The 20072-nt window shown below is 69.5% G+C and carries 18 protein-coding genes, 1 tRNA gene and 1 riboswitch; of the genes, 10 read left to right on the forward strand and 9 right to left on the reverse strand.

The features are described from left to right. Window positions 1-13 precede the first annotated feature (13 nt). The 3 genes from Psi02_RS04535 to Psi02_RS04545 are packed head-to-tail and all read right to left on the reverse strand — an operon-like array spanning window position 14 to window position 2516. Window positions 14-1297, reverse strand: a complete 1284-nt coding sequence (locus Psi02_RS04535) for a Stp1/IreP family PP2C-type Ser/Thr phosphatase (RefSeq protein ID WP_203972107.1) — start codon at window positions 1295-1297, stop codon at window positions 14-16. Then, complete coding sequence (locus Psi02_RS04540; RefSeq protein ID WP_203972110.1) at window positions 1294-1758, reverse strand: FHA domain-containing protein FhaB/FipA; 465 nt, start codon at window positions 1756-1758, stop codon at window positions 1294-1296. The genes Psi02_RS04535 and Psi02_RS04540 overlap by 4 nt, the downstream gene beginning before the upstream one ends. A gap of 17 nt (window positions 1759-1775) precedes the next feature. Beyond that, on the reverse strand, window positions 1776-2516 hold the full coding sequence (locus tag Psi02_RS04545; protein WP_203972112.1) for an FHA domain-containing protein: 741 nt from the start codon (window positions 2514-2516) through the stop codon (window positions 1776-1778). A 158-nt stretch (window positions 2517-2674) separates the two neighbouring features. Between Psi02_RS04545 and Psi02_RS04550 the strand changes: the two genes are divergently transcribed. Both Psi02_RS04550 and Psi02_RS04555 read left to right on the forward strand, forming a co-directional pair. Next, a tRNA-Leu gene (locus tag Psi02_RS04550) sits at window positions 2675-2757 on the forward strand. A 370-nt stretch (window positions 2758-3127) separates the two neighbouring features. After that, window positions 3128-4321 (forward strand): MFS transporter, encoded by a 1194-nt coding sequence (locus tag Psi02_RS04555; RefSeq protein ID WP_203972114.1) that lies wholly within the window; start codon window positions 3128-3130, stop codon window positions 4319-4321. On the opposite strand, the gene Psi02_RS04560 is transcribed toward Psi02_RS04555, so the two are convergent. Together Psi02_RS04560 and Psi02_RS04565 are read right to left on the reverse strand one after the other, a co-directional pair. Beyond that, window positions 4281-5285, reverse strand: coding sequence for a hemolysin family protein (locus tag Psi02_RS04560; protein WP_203972116.1), 1005 nt, complete (start codon window positions 5283-5285; stop codon window positions 4281-4283). The genes Psi02_RS04555 and Psi02_RS04560 overlap by 41 nt on opposite strands. Further along, window positions 5282-6727, reverse strand: a complete 1446-nt coding sequence (locus tag Psi02_RS04565) for a hemolysin family protein (protein WP_203972118.1) — start codon at window positions 6725-6727, stop codon at window positions 5282-5284. The genes Psi02_RS04560 and Psi02_RS04565 overlap by 4 nt, the downstream gene beginning before the upstream one ends. 419 nt (window positions 6728-7146) lie before the next feature. Here Psi02_RS04565 and Psi02_RS04570 point away from each other — a divergent pair, with 419 nt between their 5' ends. The 4 genes from Psi02_RS04570 to Psi02_RS04585 all read left to right on the forward strand — a co-directional run bounded on the left by Psi02_RS04570 (window position 7147) and on the right by Psi02_RS04585 (window position 10689). Beyond that, window positions 7147-8499: an LCP family protein gene (locus Psi02_RS04570; protein WP_239094601.1), complete on the forward strand. Its 1353-nt coding sequence runs from the start codon at window positions 7147-7149 to the stop codon at window positions 8497-8499. A gap of 93 nt (window positions 8500-8592) precedes the next feature. Continuing rightward, a complete protein-coding gene (locus tag Psi02_RS04575) occupies window positions 8593-9198 on the forward strand; it encodes a TenA family protein (RefSeq protein WP_203972120.1) in 606 nt (201 codons plus the stop codon). A 90-nt stretch (window positions 9199-9288) separates the two neighbouring features. Beyond that, window positions 9289-10167: an Fpg/Nei family DNA glycosylase gene (locus tag Psi02_RS04580; protein WP_203972122.1), complete on the forward strand. Its 879-nt coding sequence runs from the start codon at window positions 9289-9291 to the stop codon at window positions 10165-10167. 198 nt (window positions 10168-10365) lie between these two features. Beyond that, window positions 10366-10689 carry a rhodanese-like domain-containing protein gene (locus tag Psi02_RS04585; RefSeq protein ID WP_203972124.1) on the forward strand — a complete coding sequence of 108 codons (324 nt, stop codon included), beginning with the start codon at window positions 10366-10368 and terminating at the stop codon, window positions 10687-10689. Window positions 10690-10945: 256 nt separating this feature from the next. Here the strand turns inward: Psi02_RS04585 and Psi02_RS04590 are convergent, their stop codons facing one another. Then, entirely contained in the window at window positions 10946-12922 is a 1977-nt protein-coding gene (locus Psi02_RS04590) for a hypothetical protein (RefSeq protein WP_203972126.1), read from the reverse strand. Window positions 12923-13294: 372 nt separating this feature from the next. Next, a riboswitch (TPP riboswitch) is annotated at window positions 13295-13417 on the forward strand. Here Psi02_RS04590 and Psi02_RS04595 point away from each other — a divergent pair. Further along, window positions 13407-14768 carry a purine-cytosine permease family protein gene (locus Psi02_RS04595; RefSeq protein ID WP_203972128.1) on the forward strand — a complete coding sequence of 454 codons (1362 nt, stop codon included), beginning with the start codon at window positions 13407-13409 and terminating at the stop codon, window positions 14766-14768. Its footprint overlaps the riboswitch before it by 11 nt. Here the strand turns inward: Psi02_RS04595 and Psi02_RS04600 are convergent. Continuing rightward, on the reverse strand, window positions 14698-15624 hold the full coding sequence (locus tag Psi02_RS04600; RefSeq protein ID WP_203972130.1) for a DMT family transporter: 927 nt from the start codon (window positions 15622-15624) through the stop codon (window positions 14698-14700). The two genes, Psi02_RS04595 and Psi02_RS04600, sit on opposite strands and share 71 nt — an antisense overlap. Window positions 15625-15706: 82 nt before the next feature. Between Psi02_RS04600 and Psi02_RS04605 the strand changes: the two genes are divergently transcribed. Then, on the forward strand, window positions 15707-16264 hold the full coding sequence (locus Psi02_RS04605) for a CGNR zinc finger domain-containing protein (RefSeq protein ID WP_239094602.1): 558 nt from the start codon (window positions 15707-15709) through the stop codon (window positions 16262-16264). A 118-nt stretch (window positions 16265-16382) separates the two neighbouring features. On the opposite strand, the gene Psi02_RS04610 is transcribed toward Psi02_RS04605, so the two are convergent. Then, a complete protein-coding gene (locus Psi02_RS04610; RefSeq protein ID WP_203972143.1) occupies window positions 16383-16979 on the reverse strand; it encodes a methylated-DNA--[protein]-cysteine S-methyltransferase in 597 nt (198 codons plus the stop codon). Between the two features lie 100 nt (window positions 16980-17079). On the opposite strand from Psi02_RS04610, the gene Psi02_RS04615 reads away from it, so the two are divergent. Both Psi02_RS04615 and Psi02_RS04620 read left to right on the forward strand, forming a co-directional pair. Further along, window positions 17080-18981, forward strand: a complete 1902-nt coding sequence (locus Psi02_RS04615) for a sensor histidine kinase (protein WP_203972145.1) — start codon at window positions 17080-17082, stop codon at window positions 18979-18981. Between the two features lie 123 nt (window positions 18982-19104). Continuing rightward, a complete protein-coding gene (locus Psi02_RS04620; RefSeq protein WP_239094603.1) occupies window positions 19105-19557 on the forward strand; it encodes an ATP-binding protein in 453 nt (150 codons plus the stop codon). A gap of 5 nt (window positions 19558-19562) precedes the next feature. On the opposite strand, the gene Psi02_RS04625 is transcribed toward Psi02_RS04620, so the two are convergent. Further along, window positions 19563-19730, reverse strand: a complete 168-nt coding sequence (locus tag Psi02_RS04625) for a hypothetical protein (RefSeq protein ID WP_203972147.1) — start codon at window positions 19728-19730, stop codon at window positions 19563-19565. Window positions 19731-20072 lie beyond the last annotated feature (342 nt).

Genomic DNA, 20072 nt, shown 5'->3' on the forward strand with positions numbered 1-20072 from the left:
CCGTCGACAGCACTCACTTAGGGGACCCCTTGGGGGTCGGCGTCGTGCCGGTGTCCTGCGGAGGCGTGGACGACCCCGTCCCCGGGACGAAGTCCTTGAGCCTGGCGATGCCGGCCTTGAGGGTGTCGACCGAGATCTCGGTACGGATCAGGTCCTGCTGTACGGGCGCCAGGGAGGAGAGCTTCACGTGCTGGGTGTAGGCGACCTTTCTGAGGGTCAAGGGCCCCAGCTGCGCGTTGGGGCCCTGGAAAACCACCAGTTCGCCCCCGCTCGCGCCGACGTAGTACTGGTCCTGGGTCCACTGGTAACCGAAGTAGCCGCCGGCCCCGAGCACGGCGGCCACGATCACGACCAGTGTGGTCACCAGCGGCCAGGATCGGCGTTTCTTGGGGCGCCGCGCCGCCGCCCGTGACTCGGGCGGCGACTCCCCGTCGAGGTCCTCGTCCACGATCACGGGTTGCGGAGCCGTGACGACGGTGGCCCGGCCCGCCGGAGTGTCGGGCGGCACGCCGCGCACGCGTCCGGACCCGGCGGCTCCGACGACCGCCGCCGTCGAGAGCGGCGCCTGCGTCTCGTCCACCTCGACCACGTCGGCCAGCACACAGGTGATGTTGTCCGGCCCGCCGCCCCTGTTCGCCAGGTCGATGAGCTGGCGGACGACCTCTTCCGGGTCGTCGACCGTGCTGAGCGTGTGGTGCAGGGTCTCCGCGCTGACCACGGTGGACAGGCCGTCCGAGCAGAGCAGATACCGGTCGCCCACCTGGGCCTCCCGGTCCTGCAGGTCGGGGTCGACCTCGCCACTGCCGTCGAGGGCGCGCAGCAGGATGGACCGCTGCGGGTGGTTGGCGGCCTCCTCCTGGGTGATGCGGCCGTCGTCCACCAGCGACTGCACGAGGGTGTGGTCGTGCGTGATCTGGTACAGCTCGCCGTTGCGCAGCAGATACGCGCGGGAGTCGCCCACGTGGATCAGCGCGAACCGGGGCCCGTTCCAGAGCATCGCGGTGAGGGTGGTGCCCATGCCCTTGAGGCTCGGGTCCCGGGCCACCATCGCGTGAAGCTGATGGTTGGCGTCACGGACCGCCGCCTCGATTTCGGTGAGCAGGTCACCCCCGAATGCGTCCTGGTCAAGGGACGACATGGCGGCGATGGCGACCGAGCTGGCCACCTCGCCGTGAGCATGCCCGCCCATGCCGTCGGCGACGGCGAGCAGGCGGCCGCTGGCGTACGCGGAGTCCTCGTTGCCTTCGCGGAGGAGGCCGACGTCCGAGCGGGCGGCGTAGCGGAGTGCGATTGTCATTTGCGCAATTCGATGACGGTTTTGCCGATGCGGATCGGAACTCCGAGAGGCACCGGGGTCGGTCGGGTCACTTTAGAGCGTTCAAGGAACGTGCCGTTGGTCGAGCCGAGATCTTCCACGATCCACTGGCCGTCCTGGGGAAAGAGCCGGGCGTGCCGGCTCGAAGCGTAGTCATCGCTGAGGACCAGCGTGGCGTCGTTCGCTCGGCCGATGGTGATGGGAGTCTCCGTGAGGTTGATGATGGTCCCTTGCAGAGGGCCACCGGTGACGATCAGCTGACGAGGATCCCCCTTCTTGGCCCGGGACGGGGGTTTGACCACTTTGGCAGGCTTCCGTGAGGGCGCGGGTGCCGTACGGGGGCCGAACAAGTCTGTCCGGATGACGCCGACCGCGGCAATCACGAAGAACCACAGCGCCGCCAGAAAGGCGAGCCGGATCAGCAGCAGCGTTAGCTCGGACATGGACGGTTTGTCTACCTCTAATCGCGCCGGAACACCAGTGTCGTGCGACCCAACGTCACCCTCGTCCCGTCCTGCATCTCGATCCTGCGGATCGGCTGGCCGTTGATGAAGGTGCCGTTCGTGGAACCCAGGTCGACGAGAACGACCTGCTGTCCCTCAACTCGTAGCTCGGCATGATGCCGCGAGACGCCGGGATCCACCAACCGCAGATCGCAGTCGGTCCCCCGGCCGAGCAACGTGACCGGAGTGGTCAGCTCGTAGGACCGCTGGCCCTGCGGGTCGTCCTGAGTGGAGACCAGTAGTCGAGGACGCCCCCCGAACGCGCCGGGGCGGCCCGCGGGCAGGTCGCTCACCGGCTGGCGGATCTCGTCCTGCTCGACCGTGGCCCCCCGGATGACGCCCGAACGGATCCGGAACAGCCCGACCGCGAGGTCGTCGGCCGTCTCGAACCGCATCCGGACCGGCCCCACGAACGAGTAGCCCTGTTCCGTGGCGTATTCCCTCGCGAGGTTGGCCAGTTCGTGGCCGATGCTGTCGGCGTACACCTCAAGGCGCTCGCTGTCGGTCGTCGAGAGCTCCACCACGAAGTCGTTCGGCACGAGAGTTCGACCCTGGGCGACGATCGCCGCCCGTTCGTCCATCTCTCTCTGCACGGCGCTGGCAACCTCGACCGGCTGGAGGTCGGACTTGAAGGCCCGTGCAAAGGCACCTTCAACCATGCCTTCGAGCCTGCGCTCGAAGCGCTGAAGGACTCCCACCGGCTACCTCCCTTCCATTCTGTCTATGGTCGCGACCCGCTCCGGCGCTGCAGCGAGCTCCTTCGCTCCGTCGTCTAGAAGGATCGTATCCGGGTTCGGTAGCACCAGCGGTTGCGTGCTAACCTTTCCAGGCACCCAGCGATGGGAGCACCCGTAAAGGGCAAGTGGCGGAATGGCAGACGCGCACGGTTCAGGTCCGTGTGTCCGAAAGGACGTGGGGGTTCAACTCCCCCCTTGCCCACAGGAATTTGAGTGGCCTCAGGTGGCCGGAAGCGAAGCTTCCGCACTGAGGCCCTTTTTTTGGGATCACATCGTGTGACATCGGTCCTGTTTTCGTCGGTTCCATGATGGCGGCCGTTGAGGTCCCTCCCTGAGCGGGCCCGCCCGACGAGTCCGGGCAGGAGGGATCGGCACTCTCGTCGATCATCATGGTCCCTTCCCCCGTGTCCGGCCGATGTGCACTCACGATTCTCCTGACCCGCCTTTCACTTCACTTTCGCCTGGCTTGCGATCTCCCTTACCCCCAGCGGGCGCTTAGATCACTTTTCCATGTGTCTCATAATATGAACTGATTCGTCTTAACATAAGAGATTCGGTCTAACATGCCCGGCATGGGGAGACCGAATCGCTGGGCCATGCTGAGCCTCGGCGTGGCGGCGCAGGGCGCCGGATGCGTGTTCATGTACGGCCTGCCGTTCCTGCTCCCGGCTCTCGAGGCCGAACACGGGCTCACGCTCGCCGAGGCCGGCGTCATCGTCGGGGCGCCCAGCGCGGGCATGCTCTTCACCCTCATCGCGTGGGGCTGGGCCGCCGACAGGTACGGCGAGCGGATCGCCATGACCAGCGGACTGGCCCTGGCCACGGTCTTCCTGGGATCCGCCGCGTTCGCCACCCATCCCGCCGTGCTCGCGCTCCTGCTGGGGCTGGCCGGAGCCGCGGGCGCCTCGGCGAACGCCGCGAGCGGCCGGGTCGTCCTCGGCTGGTTCCCGAAGGAGCGGCGCGGGGTCGCGATGGGCTGGCGGCAGACCGCGCAGCCTCTCGGCGTGGCGCTCGCCGGAGTGATCGCCCCGCCCGCCCTCCACCTGGGAGGCGTGCGCGGCGCCCTTCTGGCGATGACCGCGATCTGTCTCGTCACGACGTGCTGCGTCGGGCTGATGGTGGTGGATCCACCACGGCCGGAGACGTCCGCCGGCACGCGTTCCGCGTCGCCGTACACCGAGCCGGCGCTGTGGCGGGTGCACGCGGCCAGCATGTTGCTCGTCGTCCCCCAGTTCGCCACGGCCGCCTTCGCGCTGACCTACCTGGTGGCCGAGCGCCACTGGGCGGCCGCGACGGCCAGCCAGGTGATCGCGGCCGCCCAGCTCGCCGGCGCGGGCGGCAGGCTGCTGTGCGGCCGATGGTCGGACCTCGCCGGGAGCCGGGTCGGTCCCATGCGGCGGCTCGCCCTGGTCAACGCCGCGGTCATGCTCGTGCTGGCGATGGCCGTACAGGCGGGGAACGCCGCCGGCTCCGCGCTTCTCGTCGCGGCGCTGGTGATCTCGATGAGCGGCAACGGCCTCGCCTTCACCGCCGTCTCCGAGCTCGCCGGCCCGGCCTGGGCGGGCCGGGCCATGGGGGCGCAGAACACGGGGCAAAACCTGATCGCCGCCGGTACGCCCCCGGTTCTCGGCGCCCTGATCACGCACGCCGGGTTCGGCACGGCCTTCGCCCTCGCCGGAGCGCTGGCGCTGGCCGCGTCGGTCGCGACACCCGGCGTGCCGATGATCAGGCGGCCAGTAGTTCGCCGACCAGTGTCGCCAGACTGATCATTCCGATCGCCTCGCCGTTCTTGTCGGTCACCAGTCCCAGCTCCGCGTGGGCGTCCTGGAGCACGGTCACGGCGTCGGGCACCGTCGTCCCGCCGGAGAGGCGGGGGGCGGGCGTGGCGAGCTCGGCCAGGGGCCGTCCCGGCTGGACCAGGACGTCCCGGACGTGCAGGACCCCGACCACGTCCTGAGGCGAGACGACGAGCATGCGGAGGTGCCCGCTGCGGGCCGCCGTCTCGCGTGCCAGGAAGTCGTCCGCGTCCACGGGCACCGCGGGCGCCTCGTCGAGCGGCACCATCAGCCGCTCGATCGACTGGGACTGGACCCGCAGGGCCCGAGTGAGCAGGTCGTGCTCGTCCCGGTCGAGCATGCCCATCCGGCCCGACTCGGCGACCAGCATGGCGAGCTGGTGCGGCGTGCGCGTGGTGGCCAGCTCGTCGCGTGGCCGGACGCCGAACAGCCGCAGCAGTCCGTTGGTCGCGCCGTTCAGGACGGCGAGCACCGGGCGGACGATCCACGTGAAACCGCGGAACGGCAGGGCGAGCGCCATCGCCACGCGCTCGGGGCGCGTCAGAGCCCACGACTTGGGCGCCATCTCCCCGACCACCATGTGGAGGAAGGTCACCAGGGCGAGCGCCACCACGTAGGCCACCGGGGTGCGCAGCGACTCGGGAAGCAGCCCAAGGACCGGCTCCAGCAGGTGCTCGATGGCCGGCTCCGCGACCATGCCGAGGCCCAGGGAGGACAGCGTGATGCCGAGCTGGGCGCCCGCGAGCATCAACGGCAGTTGCCGGCCGCCGCGGACCGCCCCGCGGGCGGCCACCTTGACCAGCCGGCCGCCGGAGAGCGCGGCCTCCTCCAGGCGATGCCGCTTGGACGAGACCAGGGCGAACTCCGTGGCCACGAAGAAGCCGTTGGCGATCAGCAGGATCACACCGAGCAGGATCGAGCCGAACTCGCTCATGCCGGCCTCCCCTGGAACAGGGCGGAGAAGAGCTCGGGGGCGTAGTCGACCCGGGCGTGGTGGTGGTCGGCCGTCTCCTCGTCGGTACGGCTCTCGCCGGGCTCCTCATCGTGGAGCGCGAGCCGTACCCATTCGGGGACGTGGCGGTGGACGCTCAGGACCGTGAGCCTGGCCCGGTGGGTGTCCGGCTCGTCGTCGCCGAACAGGTCGGCCTCCCGGGCCACGCCGGTGGAGACCTCGTCGCCGGGTTCGGCGATCCGGCTGAGGGAGGCGAGCACCAGCCCGGCGATCGTCTCGTAGTCCTCGCTCTCGGGAAGGGCGACGCCGGTGGCGCGCTCGACCTCGTCGAGGCGGAGCGTCCCCGGCACGTCCCAGGTTCCGTCCCGGTGGCGTACGACGCCGAGCGGCTCGGGGTCGTTCTCGTCCACCAGCTCGCCGACGAGCTCCTCGGCGAGGTCCTCCATGGTCAGCACGCCGGCCAGGCCGCCGTACTCGTCGATCACACACGCGAACGTGTCGCCCGACGCGGACATGCGCCGCAGCAACTGCGGCAACGGGAGCGTCGTGGGGACGAGGAGGGGCGGGTGGGTGAGGTCGCCGATGAGGCCGTCGGCGGGAGACCCGGCCTCCAGGTACTCCCGTACGCCGGTGACGCCGACCACGTCGTCGGTGCCGGTGCCGAGCACGGGATAGCGCGAGTGGCCCTGCTCCCGCAGGCTCTGGAGCAGGTCGGCGATCGGCCGGTCCGCGCGCAGCGACACCACGCGGGGGCGGGGGACCATGACGTCCTCGGCCACGTGGTCGCCGAACTCGAGCGAACGCTTCAGGAGCTCGGCCAGTCGCGGCGGCACCTCACCGGCCGTGGCGGAATCCGCCACGATGCGCGACAACTCATCGGGCGTCGCACCGTGCTCGAGCTCCTCGACGGGCTCGATGCCCACGAGGCGGACGAGCCTGGTCGCGGCGGCGTCGAACAGGTGGATCACCGGACCGGCGATCTTCAGATAGAGCAACGTCGAGCGGGACAGGAACTTCGCCACCGCTTCCGGGCGGGCGATGCCCACGTTCTTCGGGGCCAGCTCGCCGAAGATCATCTGTATGATCGTCGCGATGGCGACACCGATGGCTACGGCGAAGCCGGTCACCATCGTGTCCGGCACGCCCACGTCCTCCAACGGGCCCCGGATGACGTCGGCGATCGCCGGTTGAGCGACGAAGCCCACGAGCAGGGTGGTCACGGTGATGCCCAGTTGCGCGCCCGACAACATGAAGGACAGGCGACCGGTGACCTCGAGGGCCCGCTGGGCGGCGACGTCGCCACTCGCCGCCTGGTCACGGAGTGTGCCGCGATCGGCCGCCACGAAGGCGAACTCCTGCGCGACGAAGTAACCGGTGGCGAAAGTCAGGATGAGAACGGCCAGTAGGCCTGCGGCGGCGGTCATCGTGCGCCGACCGAATGATCATGCGACCCCGTGCACACGCACGGGCAAGTACTCCACGGGTCCGAGCCGGACACGGTAATCCTTTCGAGCGGAGGTCTAATACCGTAACGGCTGCGTCGGCTCAGGTGTTTCCGGTGTCTCGTTAGTTGGCCGCTACGAGATGGTCTGGGTACCTTTCGCGGGAAAAGCTTGGTGAGCGATCTGCGTTCCCACGAGGATGGAGACGTACCGTTCAAGTCAGGGGCGGTCACCGCCCATATCGAGGTCAAGGTAGTTGAAGGACGGGGATTCACGTGGCCGAGGACGACGACGACGCCACTCGCGCGCTTCGCCGCCCCGGGGGTGGCGGCCCGAGACCGGCGGGAGGGCCCGCCGACGATCCGTGGGCGCGCGGAGGATCTCCCCAAGATCCCCGGCCTGTGGGTCGGGACGATCCGTGGGCGCGTGGAGGATCCGCGCCGGATCCCCGGCCGGCGGGGCGACCCGCCGACGCTCCGTGGCAGGCCGGGCCGTCCGCGCGTGACTCACGGCAGGCCGGGCCGTCCGCTGATGATCCGTGGGCGACGGCGCGGCAGCCCGCGGACGACGCCTGGACGTCCGCCGGGCAGCCCGCGCACCGCGTTCCCGACGCCTTTCGCGGCACTGCCTCGAACGCGGAGAGCGACGACCTGGGGAACACCACGCCCCGGGTCACCTCCAAGGTGTACGGCAAGCCGCGATCGGGCCAGGCGCCCGTTCGTCCGCTCGGCGGTCACCGAGGCGGGCCGCCCGGCGGAGACGTGCCGGGGTCGCCGGGTGGCGGCGGTGGGGGCGTCAGGGGTCCCCGGAATATCGGCAAGATCGTGCTCCGGTCCGTCGCCGTTCTGCTCGTGGTCCTGATCGTCGCCGCGGTAGGCGGATATTTCTGGATCGGTTCCAAGCTGCAGACGGTCGAGGCGTTCACGGACTACAGCGGCAGACCCGCGGCCACCCCGGGTGAGGACTGGCTGCTCGTCGGCTCGGACAGCCGGGCGGGGTTGTCGGCGGAGCAGCGGAAGAAGCTCGCCACGGGCAAGGCCGTGGGCAAGCGGACCGACACGATGATGCTGCTCCACATCCCGGACAGCGGCCAGCCGACCCTCGTGAGCCTGCCCCGCGACTCGTACGTGCCGATCGCCGGGCACGGCAGCGACAAGCTGAACGCGGCCTACGCCTTCGGCGGTCCGAAGCTGCTCACCAAGACCGTGGAGCAGGTCACCGGCATCCGGATCGATCACTACATGGAGATCGGCTTCGGCGGGTTCGTCGGCATCGTCGACGCGGTCGGCGGCGTGAACATCTGCGTGAAGCAGAACATCAAGGACAAGAAGGCCGGGATCAACCTGAAGAAGGGTTGCCAGGACATGGACGGCGGGACCGCGCTCGGCTTCGTCCGGACGCGCAAGACCGGCGCCATCCCCGACTTCGACCGCACCCAGCGGCAGCGCCAGTTCTTCTCCGCAGTCGTGCAGAAGGCGGCGAGCCCCGGCACGCTCCTCAACCCGTTCACGTCCGTTCCGCTGGCGCTGAGCGCGGCGGACTCGGTCGCCGTCGACCCGGACACGGGCCTGTTCAATCTGCTCTCGGTCGGCCTCGCGATGAAGGGCGGTCCGGTGACCACGGCCGTGCCCATCGGCTCGCTGCCCACGATCAACGGCGCGGCCGTCGTGAAGTGGGACACCGCCAAGGCCGTGCGCCTGTTCGACGCCCTCGCCGAGGACAAGCCCATCCCGAAGGACACCATCACGAAGTGATGCGGGGCGCCGGGGCCGTTCCCTCTGGGGACGGTCCCGCGCTTCTGTAATCACGTCCTTCTTCGTCACGCGAGAACGAACGGCCCGGTGATCATGGGGATCTCTCAGCAACTGCACGCGATCGGGCGTCCTCTGCTCGACGCCCAACTCGCGCACCCCACGGTCCGGGGCATCGCGGCGGGCGACCTTCCCGAGCCGGTGTTCCGCTCGTGGCTGGAGCAGGACTACCTGTTCCTGCTCGACTACGTCAGGGTGTTCTCCCGGCTGGCCTGGCAGGCTCCCGACGGCCATCTCGGCGACCTTGTGGACCTCGCCCACGCGACCTGGCACAACGAGCTCTCCCTGCACCGGTCGATGTCCGCCGAGTTCGGCGCGGACCTCGAAGCGGCGACGAAGGGGCCCGCCTGCGCCGCGTACACGGACTTCCTGCTGCGGTCGGCCGCCGACTACGCCGACGGCCTGGTCGCGCTCTATCCCTGCATGTGGGGGTACTCGACGCTGGGCCGTGTGCTGGCGGACAAGCCGCCCGCCGAGCCGCGATACCGGGCCTGGGTGGACACCTACGCCGATCCCGGGTTCGCGGCGCTGACCGCGCGGATCGCCGTGATGATCGACGAGGCGGCGCCCGATCCCGGCCGGGCGGCGGCCCTGTTCACCGAGGGCATGCGGCACGAACTCGCCTTCTGGGACGTCCCCTGACACCCGGCTGACCGCTCTGCGGCGTCCGCCGGAGCAGGCTTGCGCCTCGGGTTCTCGCGGATGTGGACGCGCGCGGATTACTGTGGGGGCATGCCGGAGCTACCCGAGGTGGAGGCACTCGCCGAGTTCCTCCGCGAGCGTGCCGTCGGGCGTGCCGTCCTTGGCGTCGACGTGGTGGCCTTCCAGGCGCTGAAGACGGTCGACCCGCCGGTGAGCGCGCTCGGCGGGCTGACCGTCACCGGGGTGACCCGGCACGGCAAGTTCCTGGACCTCGACTGCGACGGCCCCCACTTCATCACGCACCTCGCCCGCGCAGGCTGGCTGCGCTGGCGCGACGACCTCTCGGGCGCGAAACCCGTCCGCCCGGGCAAGGGTCCCCTCGCCGTGCGCGTACGGCTGTCGCCCGGCGACGACGGGCAGGCGCCCGGATTCGAGCTCACCGAGGCGGGCACGCAGAAGCGTCTGGCCGTCTACGTGGTGAGAGATCCGGCCGAGGTCCCCGGCATCGCCGCGCTCGGTCCCGATCCGCTCTCCGTGGAGTTCACCCCCGAGGCGCTCAAGGAGATCGTGGGCGGGAGCCGTACGCAGATCAAGGGGCTGCTCCGCGACCAGAAGGTGATCGCGGGGATCGGCAACGCGTACTCCGACGAGGTGCTGCACGTCGCCAAGATGTCGCCGTTCAAGATCGCCGCGACGCTGACAGACGAGCAGATCGCGGGTCTCCACGATGCGATCGTGACGACCCTTCGCGACGCGGTCGGGCGGGCCAGGGGGCTCGCCGCCAAGGACCTCAAGGCGGAGAAGAAGTCCGGCCTGCGCGTGCACGCCCGTACGGGGGAGAAGTGCGACGTGTGCGGCGACACGATCCGTGAGGTGTCGTTCGCCGACTCGTCCCTGCAGTACTGCCCGACCTGCCAGACGGGTGGCAAACCGCTCGCGGACCGCCGCCTGTCCAAGTTGCTCAAATAGCACGTCGAGGCGGCCGGCGGCAGGGTGGCGCTCCGACCGGCCTGGTAGGTCATTTCGGGAGCTCCAGCTGGTCGGACGGGGTGTCCGGGCGGTCCGCTGGGGAGGACGAACGGTTCTGGCGCGTTCCATTTCGTGCTTCGGCGCGACCGTCCGGCCAAGGCGGCCCGAGCTCGTCACCCAAAGCGCCACAATGAAGTCATGACGATGCCTGAGGTCGAGGCGAAAGCCGTTCCTGACGACGCGTACCTGCTTGACGTGCGCGAGGTCGACGAGTGGCGGGCGGGCCATGCCCCGGCCGCCGCGCATATTCCCCTGGGTGATCTGCAGAACAGGATCGGTGAGGTGCCTCAGGGCCGGCCGGTCTACGTGATCTGCCGGGTGGGCGGCCGGTCCGCCCACGCGACCACCTGGCTCAACCATGTCGGCTGGGAGGCGATCAACGTCGACGGCGGCATGCAGTCCTGGGCGGCCTCGGGCCTTCCGATGGTGAGCGAGACCGGTCAGCCGCCCTACGTCGCCTGAACGGCCTTCGGAGGCCGGCGATCAGGGCCGGGTCAGCGAAGGTGCGGAGCCGCGGCAGACGGGGTTTCCAGGTCCGTAGAGCTACCGGGCACAGCACAAGGGGGGCCGAGCGGCCCCCCTTGTTTCATTGCTGGAGCGTCATTCCACCGGACGGCGGCGGGCCGGAGGCCTGCCTGTGGTCCGGTGCGGGCTGATGCCGCCTGCCGGTGCGCTGCGCGAGAGCGGGCGCACCGACAGACGCGGGGAGCTCCTGCGGCTACTTGACCACGGAGAAGTACAGCCAGGAGCCATAGGTGCTGACGTTGCTCGTGTCGCTGCCGCCCTGGACGTAGTACGCGCGGACGCGGTAGCGGCCCCCGGTGGCCTGGCTGAGCCCCAGGTGACCGCGGATGGCGCTGGTGCTGGTCAGCTTGCCGCATCCGGTGGTCAACGAGCTGTGCCAGCCGCCCTGGTAGTACTCCTGGATCTGCAGCTTGACGCACTGCCCCTTCTTGTTGGGGGCGACGGTGACGGAGACGTCAAGCGTGTGGGTGTGGTGGTAGACCCGGTACTTGGTGCTGCCGTAGTACTTACTGCTGTAGAAGCCGCTGAGGGAGGCCGACACCCTGGCGCGGGTGTGGACCTTGCGCGTGACGGTGACCGGGGCGTAGCGCACGTCACCGGCGAACACGGCGCTGAAGGTGGTGCTGCGGGTCAGCGCGGAGCTGACGGCGAGGTTGCCATGGGAGTCCACCTTGGCCTTCTTGAGGAGCTTCTTGGTGGTGGAACCGTAGGCCTGGGCGTAGATGGAGAGAGTGCGCCCGGTGTAGGTCGTGCCCAGATGCGCGGTGACCTTGGCCGAGCCGCCGTAGTTGTAGGTGCTCGCGTTGGCGGTCAGGGTGAGCGAGGTGGGGATCCGGGTGATGGTCACCTTGCGTGTGGCCTGCGCCGGGGCGCGGCCCGCGTCTCCGGCGTAGACGGCGCTGTAGGTGTAGGCGCCGACCGCCTTGGGCGTGTCCGTCACGGTGAAGCCGCCGTTGGCGGCGACGCTGGCGGTGAACTTCGCGGTGGAGGTGCTGCCCGCCAGGCTGCGGACGACGGTGACCTTGGTCCCGGCAGGCGGCTTGCCGACGCCCAAGGAGAGCGTGCCGGTGATCGAGACCTTCTTGCCGAGCGCCGTCGAGGAGGTGCCGACCAGGGTGAGCTTGGAGACCGTCAGCGCCGGAGTGTTCAGGACACGGAGGGAGAGCGCGCCGGTGTTGAGGTTCTGGAGTACGGCGAAGAGTTTGGTGCCGTCGCTGGACCAGCCCAGGCCCCGGTTGGCCAGGTTCCATTCGGGTCCGCCGAACTCGTAGGCGTTCAGCGGGGTGTCGCCGTGCGAGTGGTAGACGTAGACGTCCGGCTCGTACCAGCCGCTGATCCCGGCGGCCACGTCGCCCTTCGCGTCGATGGCGACGGCATTGGGGTAGGCGTTGCTCGCGTAGGAGCCGGCCCCGCTGAGGTCGGAGGTGCGGTAGCGGTAGTGGGCGTAGGGCGCGCCGCAGGCCAGGACGAACTCGCCACCGCCGGGGGCGACGGCGATGTCCGTCATGTTTCCGCAGTTCGGCAACCCCTTGGGCTGCACCCGTACGGTGACCGGATCCGTGGAGACGTTGTAGCTCGCCGCCGAGTTGCCGTCGGTGGCGATCAGCGCTCCGCTGCCGGAAGGATCGGCGGCCAGCCGAGGAGCGCCGGACCAGTTGCCGAGAGCGTCCTGCGGGGTGAACGTCGGTGTGCTTGCGGCCGGGTCGATTTCCCCGACTCCGCCGGTGCCGTTGCCGTCGTCGTACCCGATCCAGACCTTGCCGCTCTGCATGGCCAGGTCGGCGGGGATGTTGCTGTTCCCCAACGGGTACCGGGTGATCTCCTTGAGGGAGGCCGTGTTGATCGCGCTGACCGCACGGTCCGCGCGCAGGGCCGCATAGAGCTTGCCGCCGTCGGCGGAGAGCGCGATGCCGTCCACACCGGTCTGGCCGCCGATGGTGGCGACCGTCTTGCCGTTGAAGTCGGTGACGAGGATGGAGTTGTAGCTGTCGTTGCCTTGGCTCAGGAAGAGGTGGCGGTGGACACTGTCCACCACCACGTGCTGGAAGTTCCGGAGAGGGAGAGGGGTGGTGATGTCGGCATGGGCGCTGCCTGCGGGCAGAACAACAAGACCGACGGAGCCGATCAGGGCTGCCAGGCCCGGCATCAGCGACTTGCCCATGGAACGCACGGGGGTTCTCCAGGGTTAAGTGATATTGAAAGAGTGAGATTAGTGGAAAACCCGCGACATATCGGCGAATACGGTCACAGATAGGAATCTGTGGAGGAAGAGCCGCAACGGCCGGCCGCGTCGTGCGACACCGAGGGCGCGTGGCGCGTCCGCCCGCGCGACCACCCGGCTCGACCGTGTCGACCGTGTCGACCGTGTCGGCTGGGAGGTGATCGACGTCGACGGCGGCACGCCGTCCTGGCCTCGGGCCTTGCGATGGCGAGCGAGACCGGTCAGCCGCCCTACGTCTGGCGAGCGAGACCGCTCAGCCGCCCTACGTCACCTGGGCATCTTTGGACAATCGGGGATCAGATGCCATAATCCGGTTCGACATTTAAATACCGCGGGAGCTCGGGCGACACCGGGCTGAGAGGGCGGCTCCTCCACGAGGCGCGCCGCCGACCGCATGAACCTGTCCGGATAATGCCGGCGTAGGGAGTGTGCGATGACGTCCGCCCTTGTCGATCCGCAGCACGCGGAAGTGCCGCTGACCCTCGACGAAGAGGCTCCGAAGACCCTCGGCCTGCTGGACCAGGGTGCATTCTGGGCCAACCTCGGAGTCAGCCTTCTGGGATTCTCCGGGGCGCTGTTCCTCCTCGACCCGCTGGGCGGCAAGCCGCTGACCTTCACGGGCGCGGTCCTGGCGGCCGTCGTCGGCAGCCTCATCGGCACGGCGATGGTCGGCCTGGCCGCGATCCCCGGCGTGCGGACGGGCCGGCCCTCGATGGTGCTCCTTCGGGGCCTGTTCGGCGCGCGCCTGTCCTACGTCCCGACCGTGCTCAACATCGTGCAGATGCTCGGCTGGGGGGCGTTCGAACTCTGGGTCATCGCCACCGGCGCGCAGGCCGTCTTCGGCACGGCCGTGCCGTACGGAGTCTGGGCGACGCTGGCCGGGCTGGTGACGATCGCGCTGACGATCTGGCCGCTTGGGGCGGTCCGGCTGCTGCGGCGCTACGTCACGGCCGGAGTGGTGGTCTCGATGATCTGGTTGACGGTGGCGCTGTTCAGCCGTGGTCCTTCGCTCACCGGGGGCTCGTGGGACGCCTTCGCGCCGGCGGTCGACTATGTGATCGCGTTGTCGGTCTCCTGGGTGCCCATGGCCGCCGACTACGCCAGGCACTCCAAGTCGAGCCGTACGGCCTTCGCCGGAGTGGTGGGCGGCTACACGATCGCGCAGGTCGCCTGCCTCACGCTCGGCATCGCCGCGCTGGCCCTGGTCGGGAACGACACGGACAAGGTGTGGGACCCGTTCGTGGCCGCCCCGCTGGGCGCGCTCTTCTTCGGCATCCTCGTGTTGCGGGAGGCGGACCAGTCGTTCGCCAACGTGTACTCGACGACGGTGTCGCTCCAGAACCTCATGCCGCGCGTGGACCGCAGGGTCATCTCGGTGGCGATCGGCGTGCTCACGACCGGGATCGCCCTTCTCGTCGACGTGAACTCCTACGGCGCGTTCCTGAGCGTGATCGGCGCGGTGTTCGTGCCGATGTTCGCCGTGCTCGTCGTCGACTACTTCCTCCTCGGGGGCGCCTCGCGGTGGAACACGGCGGCCGACGCCCCGTCGAGGTGGCTCATGGTGGTGCCGTGGATCCTCGGATTCTGCGCCTACTGGATCGTCACCGCGACGTCGACGGTCGGCTGGTGGGACACGATCTGGGAGAACGTCCGGTCGGCCGTCGGGTTCTCCCACCAGCCGTGGATGAACGCGGCACTGGCCGCCTTCCTCGTCGCCGGACTGTTCACGATCGCGCTGGGGCGGCTGAGCCGGCGGGCCTCGAACGTGTCGCCAGAGCGACTCCCGAGCCGCTGACCACCAGGCCCAGCACGATGAGCGGGCTCAGCGGCTGGTCCAGGATCACCCAGGCCATCACGGCCGTGACCGAGGGCGTGAGGAAGAACAGGCTGCTGGCCCGACTCGCCTGCGACCTGCGCAGCATGAGGTAGAGCAGGGAGAACGCGCCGATCGAGTTCACCAGGGCCAGCCACGCCACCGCCGCGGTGAACGGCCCCCACGCGGAGACGTGGGGGCTTTCCACCGTCAGTGCGAGCACGCCGATGACCGGCACGCTCGCGAGCAACTGGACGGCCTGCCCGCTGCGCAGGTCCATGTCGGCGCAGAACCGCTTCTGGTAGAGCGTGCCGAGGCTGAGCCCGAGCAGACCGCCCACGCACAGGAGCAGCGCGGGGCCCGCGGACGACAACTTCTCGACCACGGCGAGGACGACACCCAGGGCTCCCAGCGCGAAGCCCGCCCACTGCCGGAGGCTCACGCGCTCGCCGAGAAGCGGCACGGCGAGGATCGCGGTGAGCACCGGATGGAGGCCCTGGACGAGGGCCGCCATGGCTCCGGTCACGCCCAGCGACATGGCGGTGTAGAACGCGCCGAACTGCACCGCCTGCAGCAGCAGACCGGCCACGACGACATGCCCGAGCGCCTTTCCTCTGGGCCACGGAGCCCGTACGGCCAGGGCCGCGACGGCCAGCAGGACGCCCGCGAGCGCGAAGCGGCACAAGGTCAGCAGCAGCGGCGGCGCGGCACCGAGCCCGATCACCCCCGCGATGAACGCGCTGCTCCACAACACGACGAACGCCCCGGGGGTCGTCGCCCCGGACAGCCGGCCGAGGCGCGTCCCGGGTTCTGCGGACGGGCTCCGCGTGATGACCATGCCGTCCTCCGATAACCACTCAAGGTGGTTACTTACACTGTCGGTCCGGTCGATAACCTGTCAAGCTGGTTACCATGGTGATGTGTTCACCTTCTGGAGCGGCAACCTGGCCCTGGACTTCGCGGGCACGGTCGGGCATCGCGACACCGATCGGCAGGAACTCGTCGGCAGCCCCGGGCTGCTCGCCGACTGGGTGACGGCCGCCGGGATACTGGACGAGCCGCCGGTGCTGGACGAACACGACCACGCCCAGGCCGTACGCCTGCGCGAGGCGGTCTATCGCCTCGCGGCGGCTCCGCTTCGGGGGCGGGCGCGGACGGCGGAGGACGTGGCGGTGGTCAACGAGTTCGCCGGTCCCGCCCCGGTGCGGCCGGTGCTCGTCGTGGGCGGTACCGGCGAGTTGCGGCTGAGCCGTACCGGCACGATGGGCGAGGTGCTCGCGGTCGTCGCGCGGTCCGCGGCGGAGCTTGTGGGCGGGCCCGACGCCGCGCGTGTCCGTGAGTGTGAGAGCGCGCCGTGCACCCGGCTCTACGTCGACACGTCGAGGGGAGGCTCACGCCGCTGGTGCGGCATGCGCGAATGCGGCAACCGTGAGAAGGCGGCCGCCTTCCGCTCTCGCCGGCGGCCACCGGGCCAGTGAGGTCTTCCGCCCGGCTGCCCGCCCGTCCCGCCGGGCGTGTCTCGCGCCCCGCAGGCCGTCCACGGGGCCGCGCACCGTGGACGACGTGTTCCTGCGCGCCGCCCGATCACGGGCGACGTCACGCGCGCGGGCGGTCCGGGGTGCCGAAGGAGTGCGGGGAGAGGCCTTCGAGGCTGAGCAGATGCTCCTTGGCGGCGGCCCCTCCGGCATAGGAGCCGAGCGCGCCCGAAGAGTCGACCGCGCGATGGCACGGGGCGAAGACGCACACGGGATTGCCGGTGATCGCGTTCGCCACCGCGTGCACCGCCTGTGGCCGCCCGATCCGCTCGGCGATCTCCTGATATGTCGTGACGCTGCCGTACGGCACGGCCAGCATCATCTGCATGACCGTCCGGGTGAAACCGGTGACGAGCTGGAAGTCCACCTGGGTCGAGAAGGCCCGCACCCTTCCCGCGAAGTACGCCTCGAGTTCCCGCTTCACCGGATCCAGGCGCCGGGGGTCGGGGCCGATGAACGATCCGATGGCCCTCGACACACGGAGGAAGACCGCGTGCTCGTCGTCGTAGCTGCAGGCCAGCACGCCGCGGCCGGCAACCGCGAGCGTCAGGCGTCCCACTGGGGTGTCGGTGGTGCCGAAGGCGACATCCGGCGGGGCCTCACCGACATACCCCGGCGCGGTCACGCGTAGCAGGGCTTCAAGGTCCCCAGTGGACATGGACCCACTTCCTCTCACTACGTGGGTGAAGCGTATCGGAGGAGTCCCGACCCAGCGGAAAAGCCCATGATCACGTTGTGAAAGGAGGCACGATGGGGGCGTGGGTGATACCAGGGCGTACGACGGCGGTGACGACGAGATCGCCCGTGCGGTCGTCGCGAGTTCTCCCGACGCGATCGTCGCCCTCGACCGGGACATGGCGGTCCTGATCTGGAACGCCGCCGCCGAGCGGCTCTTCGGCTGGCCGGCCGACCAGCTCACGGGCAGGAGAGCGCCCATCGTCCCCGCCGAGCTGATGGCCGAGCACAACGCGGTGCTGGAGCGTGTCCGCACCGGTGGTCCCGTGTCGCTCCGCACCCGGCGGTTCCACCGGGACGGCCGGCTCCTCGATCTGCGCGTGGACACCAGCGCGCTGCGGACGGACACCGGAGCGCTCCTCGGTTACGTCAACGTGTTCCACTCCACCGAGGACGACGACGCCGCCCGCGGTCGCGTCGCGAGGCGGGCCAGGCTGGTCAGCCGCCTGACCGACGTCGTCGGCGACATCAACGCCGAGCTGGACCTGCCCGTCGTCCTGGACCGCATCGCCGCCAGCCTCACCGAGCTCACCGGGGCCGACGCGGGCGGTTTCGTGTCGATCGAAGGAGACCGTCTCCGGCTCGTCGGCGTGCACGAGCTGCCGGAGTCGATGCGGGGGATGACCGCCGACCTGCACACCAGCCTCGTCGGCAAGCTCCTGCGCACCGGCAAGACCGTGCTGCTGGAGACGGGCCCCGAGGGATTCCAGGACCTCATCTGGGCCCGCCTCGGCGGGCTGCACACCATCGCCGTCGGCATCGCCGCCGTCGGCGGGCGGCCCTATGGAGCGCTCTACGCCCTGTTCGCCTCGAACAAGGCGAGCCATCTGGAGCTCGAGCTCCTTGAGCTGCTCGCGGGACACGCCGGCATCGCCGTCGGCAACGCGATGGCCTACCAGGACGCCGTACGGCAGCGCGCCCATGAGCGCGCCGTCTTCGACGCGAGCGCCGACGGCATCGCCGTGCTCGACGGAGCGGGCCTGGTCATCCAGTGGAACCCCGCCGCCGCCGAGTTGACCGGCCTGCGTGCGCGCGAGCTGATCGGGGGCCCGCCGCCCTTCCCGCTGCCCGCCCCCGGCGAGAAGCTCACCATCCAGCTGTCGTCGGGCCGCTGGCTCGACGTGTTGTGCGCGGAGATCCCCGAGACCGGCGAGAGCGTCGTCGACTTCCGCGACGTGACCAGGGCGAAGGAGCTGGAGGAGGCCAAGGACCTGTTCCTCGCCACCACCAGCCACGAGTTGCGCACTCCCATCACGATCGTGCGCGGCTTCGCCAGCACGCTCGACTCGCGGTGGGACCACCTGTCCGACGGCGAACGCCGCTCCGCCGTACACACCATCGCGGAACGTGCCAGATCGCTCGGCCAGCTCATGGACCACCTGCTGCTCGGCTCGCGCGCCGGCGCCGACGAGTTGAAGGTCAAGGTGGAGGTCTTCGACCTGGGCGAACGGGTCCGTGCGGCGACACTGGGCCTGCCGGTCCTGTCCGATCGGCACCGGGTCGAGGTGGACATCCCCGTCGACCTCCCGGCCGTCTACGGCGACGCACTGGCGACCGACATCGTCCTCGGCCAACTTCTCGAGAACGCCTTCAAGTACTCCCCTGACGGAGGGCTCATCCGGGTCGAGGCCTGGGCCGAGGACGAACGGGTCGTCCTCGTGGTCGACGACGAGGGCGTCGGCATAGCCCCGGCGGACCGGGAGCGGGTCTTCGAGCGGTTCGTCCAGGCGGACAGTGGAAACCGGCGCAGATTCGGCGGCGTCGGCCTGGGCCTCTACATCGTGCGCAGCCTGGCGAGAGCCCAGGGAGGCGACGTCACCGTACTTCCCCGGCCCGGCGGAGGCACCCGGATGCGGGTCGCTCTGACAGGTGCCGGCCCATTACCTGATCCGACACACCGGTGGGGTAACGAGGTCGCCACGTAAGAGCTGATCTATTGTCCAATGTGCACAAGCTGTGATCGGGGCACGGTTTCCTGGACTATCGAACGGGGCATTTCGGTCCTACTGGGAGACTCGTCTCCGCAGGGGGAACGGGAAATCGGGGAGGTGAGTGCGTCGAGCGTCGTGATGTTGCCCTACGCACTGTCCAGCGTCGCCGCCGCACGCCAACGCCTCAGCGCCGAAATGCTGGCGGGGGGAATGCTCATCGGCGCCGTGGACGACGTGGTCCTCGTGTTGAGCGAGCTCCTGAGCAACTCCCTCCGACACGCCCACCCGCTGCCGTCCGGCCAGCTCAGAGTTGCCTGGACCTGTTCCGACGACCAGGTTGAGGTGTCGGTCAGCGACGGAGGCGCCACCACGGAGCCGCGTGCCGGCCGCCCTACGCTCTCGTCGCTCGGCGGGCGCGGACTCGGCATCGTCGAGTACATCGCCGACCGATGGGGGGTTCGCCACGAGGGTGACTCGACCACGGTCTGGGCCGTCGTCCACGTTTCCTGGCAGGCCCGAAACGGAACCCCTAGAACGACCGAAACCCCGGCTCTGCGTGAGGTCGGGTAACGGGCCTAACGGGACATCTTCCCGACGACGGTGATCACGGCGACGACGGCCAGGGCGATGAGCGCGAAGACGAGAAGGAACTTCAGCGTCGCGAACACCGCGGGAATCACGATTCCGAAGATCAGCCAGAGGGCCAGAATGACGCCCACGACGGTCAGCACAGTACGGGCCATGTCTCCACGGTACGGTCTGACACCCCCGGTCGCGAGGTTGATCGACGAAGACCCGGCACCTTGTCTCAACCGTGACGCACCGCCAACCCTTGGGCTGATCACTCCCACCCCATGGGTTTCACGTGAATCCTTTTTTTGGGGCGTGATCATGCACAGGCTCGTAAATACCAGCGCTGACCTGCCCACCGTTGTTTGGTGATCATGCGCATGTTCGGCAAAGCCACATCTGGCCTGCCCCTTTGTGTTCCGTGATCATGCACGGGTTCGGCGATATGGGCTTCGACCTGCGCGCTCGCAATTCGTGATCATGCACAACTTCGTGCCGAGCGCCGCTGAGCTGGC

The sequence above is a fragment of the Planotetraspora silvatica genome (assembly GCF_016863315.1).
Classification (GTDB): Bacteria; Actinomycetota; Actinomycetes; order Streptosporangiales; family Streptosporangiaceae; genus Planotetraspora; species Planotetraspora silvatica.

What these genes read in the sequence shown, in the direction of transcription:
- Psi02_RS04585 (WP_203972124.1), top strand. Translation starts at nt 10,366, where the DNA reads ATGACGATGCCTGAGGTCGAGGCGAAAGCCGTTCCTGACGACGCGTAC.
- Psi02_RS04610 (WP_203972143.1), bottom strand. Translation starts at nt 16,979, where the DNA reads ATGTCCACTGGGGACCTTGAAGCCCTGCTACGCGTGACCGCGCCGGGG.
- Psi02_RS04600 (WP_203972130.1), bottom strand. Translation starts at nt 15,624, where the DNA reads ATGGTCATCACGCGGAGCCCGTCCGCAGAACCCGGGACGCGCCTCGGC.
- Psi02_RS04580 (WP_203972122.1), top strand. Translation starts at nt 9,289, where the DNA reads ATGCCGGAGCTACCCGAGGTGGAGGCACTCGCCGAGTTCCTCCGCGAG.
- Psi02_RS04560 (WP_203972116.1), bottom strand. Translation starts at nt 5,285, where the DNA reads ATGAGCGAGTTCGGCTCGATCCTGCTCGGTGTGATCCTGCTGATCGCC.
- Psi02_RS04540 (WP_203972110.1), bottom strand. Translation starts at nt 1,758, where the DNA reads ATGTCCGAGCTAACGCTGCTGCTGATCCGGCTCGCCTTTCTGGCGGCG.
- Psi02_RS04575 (WP_203972120.1), top strand. Translation starts at nt 8,593, where the DNA reads ATGGGGATCTCTCAGCAACTGCACGCGATCGGGCGTCCTCTGCTCGAC.
- Psi02_RS04555 (WP_203972114.1), top strand. Translation starts at nt 3,128, where the DNA reads ATGGGGAGACCGAATCGCTGGGCCATGCTGAGCCTCGGCGTGGCGGCG.
- Psi02_RS04625 (WP_203972147.1), bottom strand. Translation starts at nt 19,730, where the DNA reads ATGGCCCGTACTGTGCTGACCGTCGTGGGCGTCATTCTGGCCCTCTGG.
- Psi02_RS04535 (WP_203972107.1), bottom strand. Translation starts at nt 1,297, where the DNA reads ATGACAATCGCACTCCGCTACGCCGCCCGCTCGGACGTCGGCCTCCTC.
- Psi02_RS04595 (WP_203972128.1), top strand. Translation starts at nt 13,407, where the DNA reads ATGACGTCCGCCCTTGTCGATCCGCAGCACGCGGAAGTGCCGCTGACC.
- Psi02_RS04565 (WP_203972118.1), bottom strand. Translation starts at nt 6,727, where the DNA reads ATGACCGCCGCCGCAGGCCTACTGGCCGTTCTCATCCTGACTTTCGCC.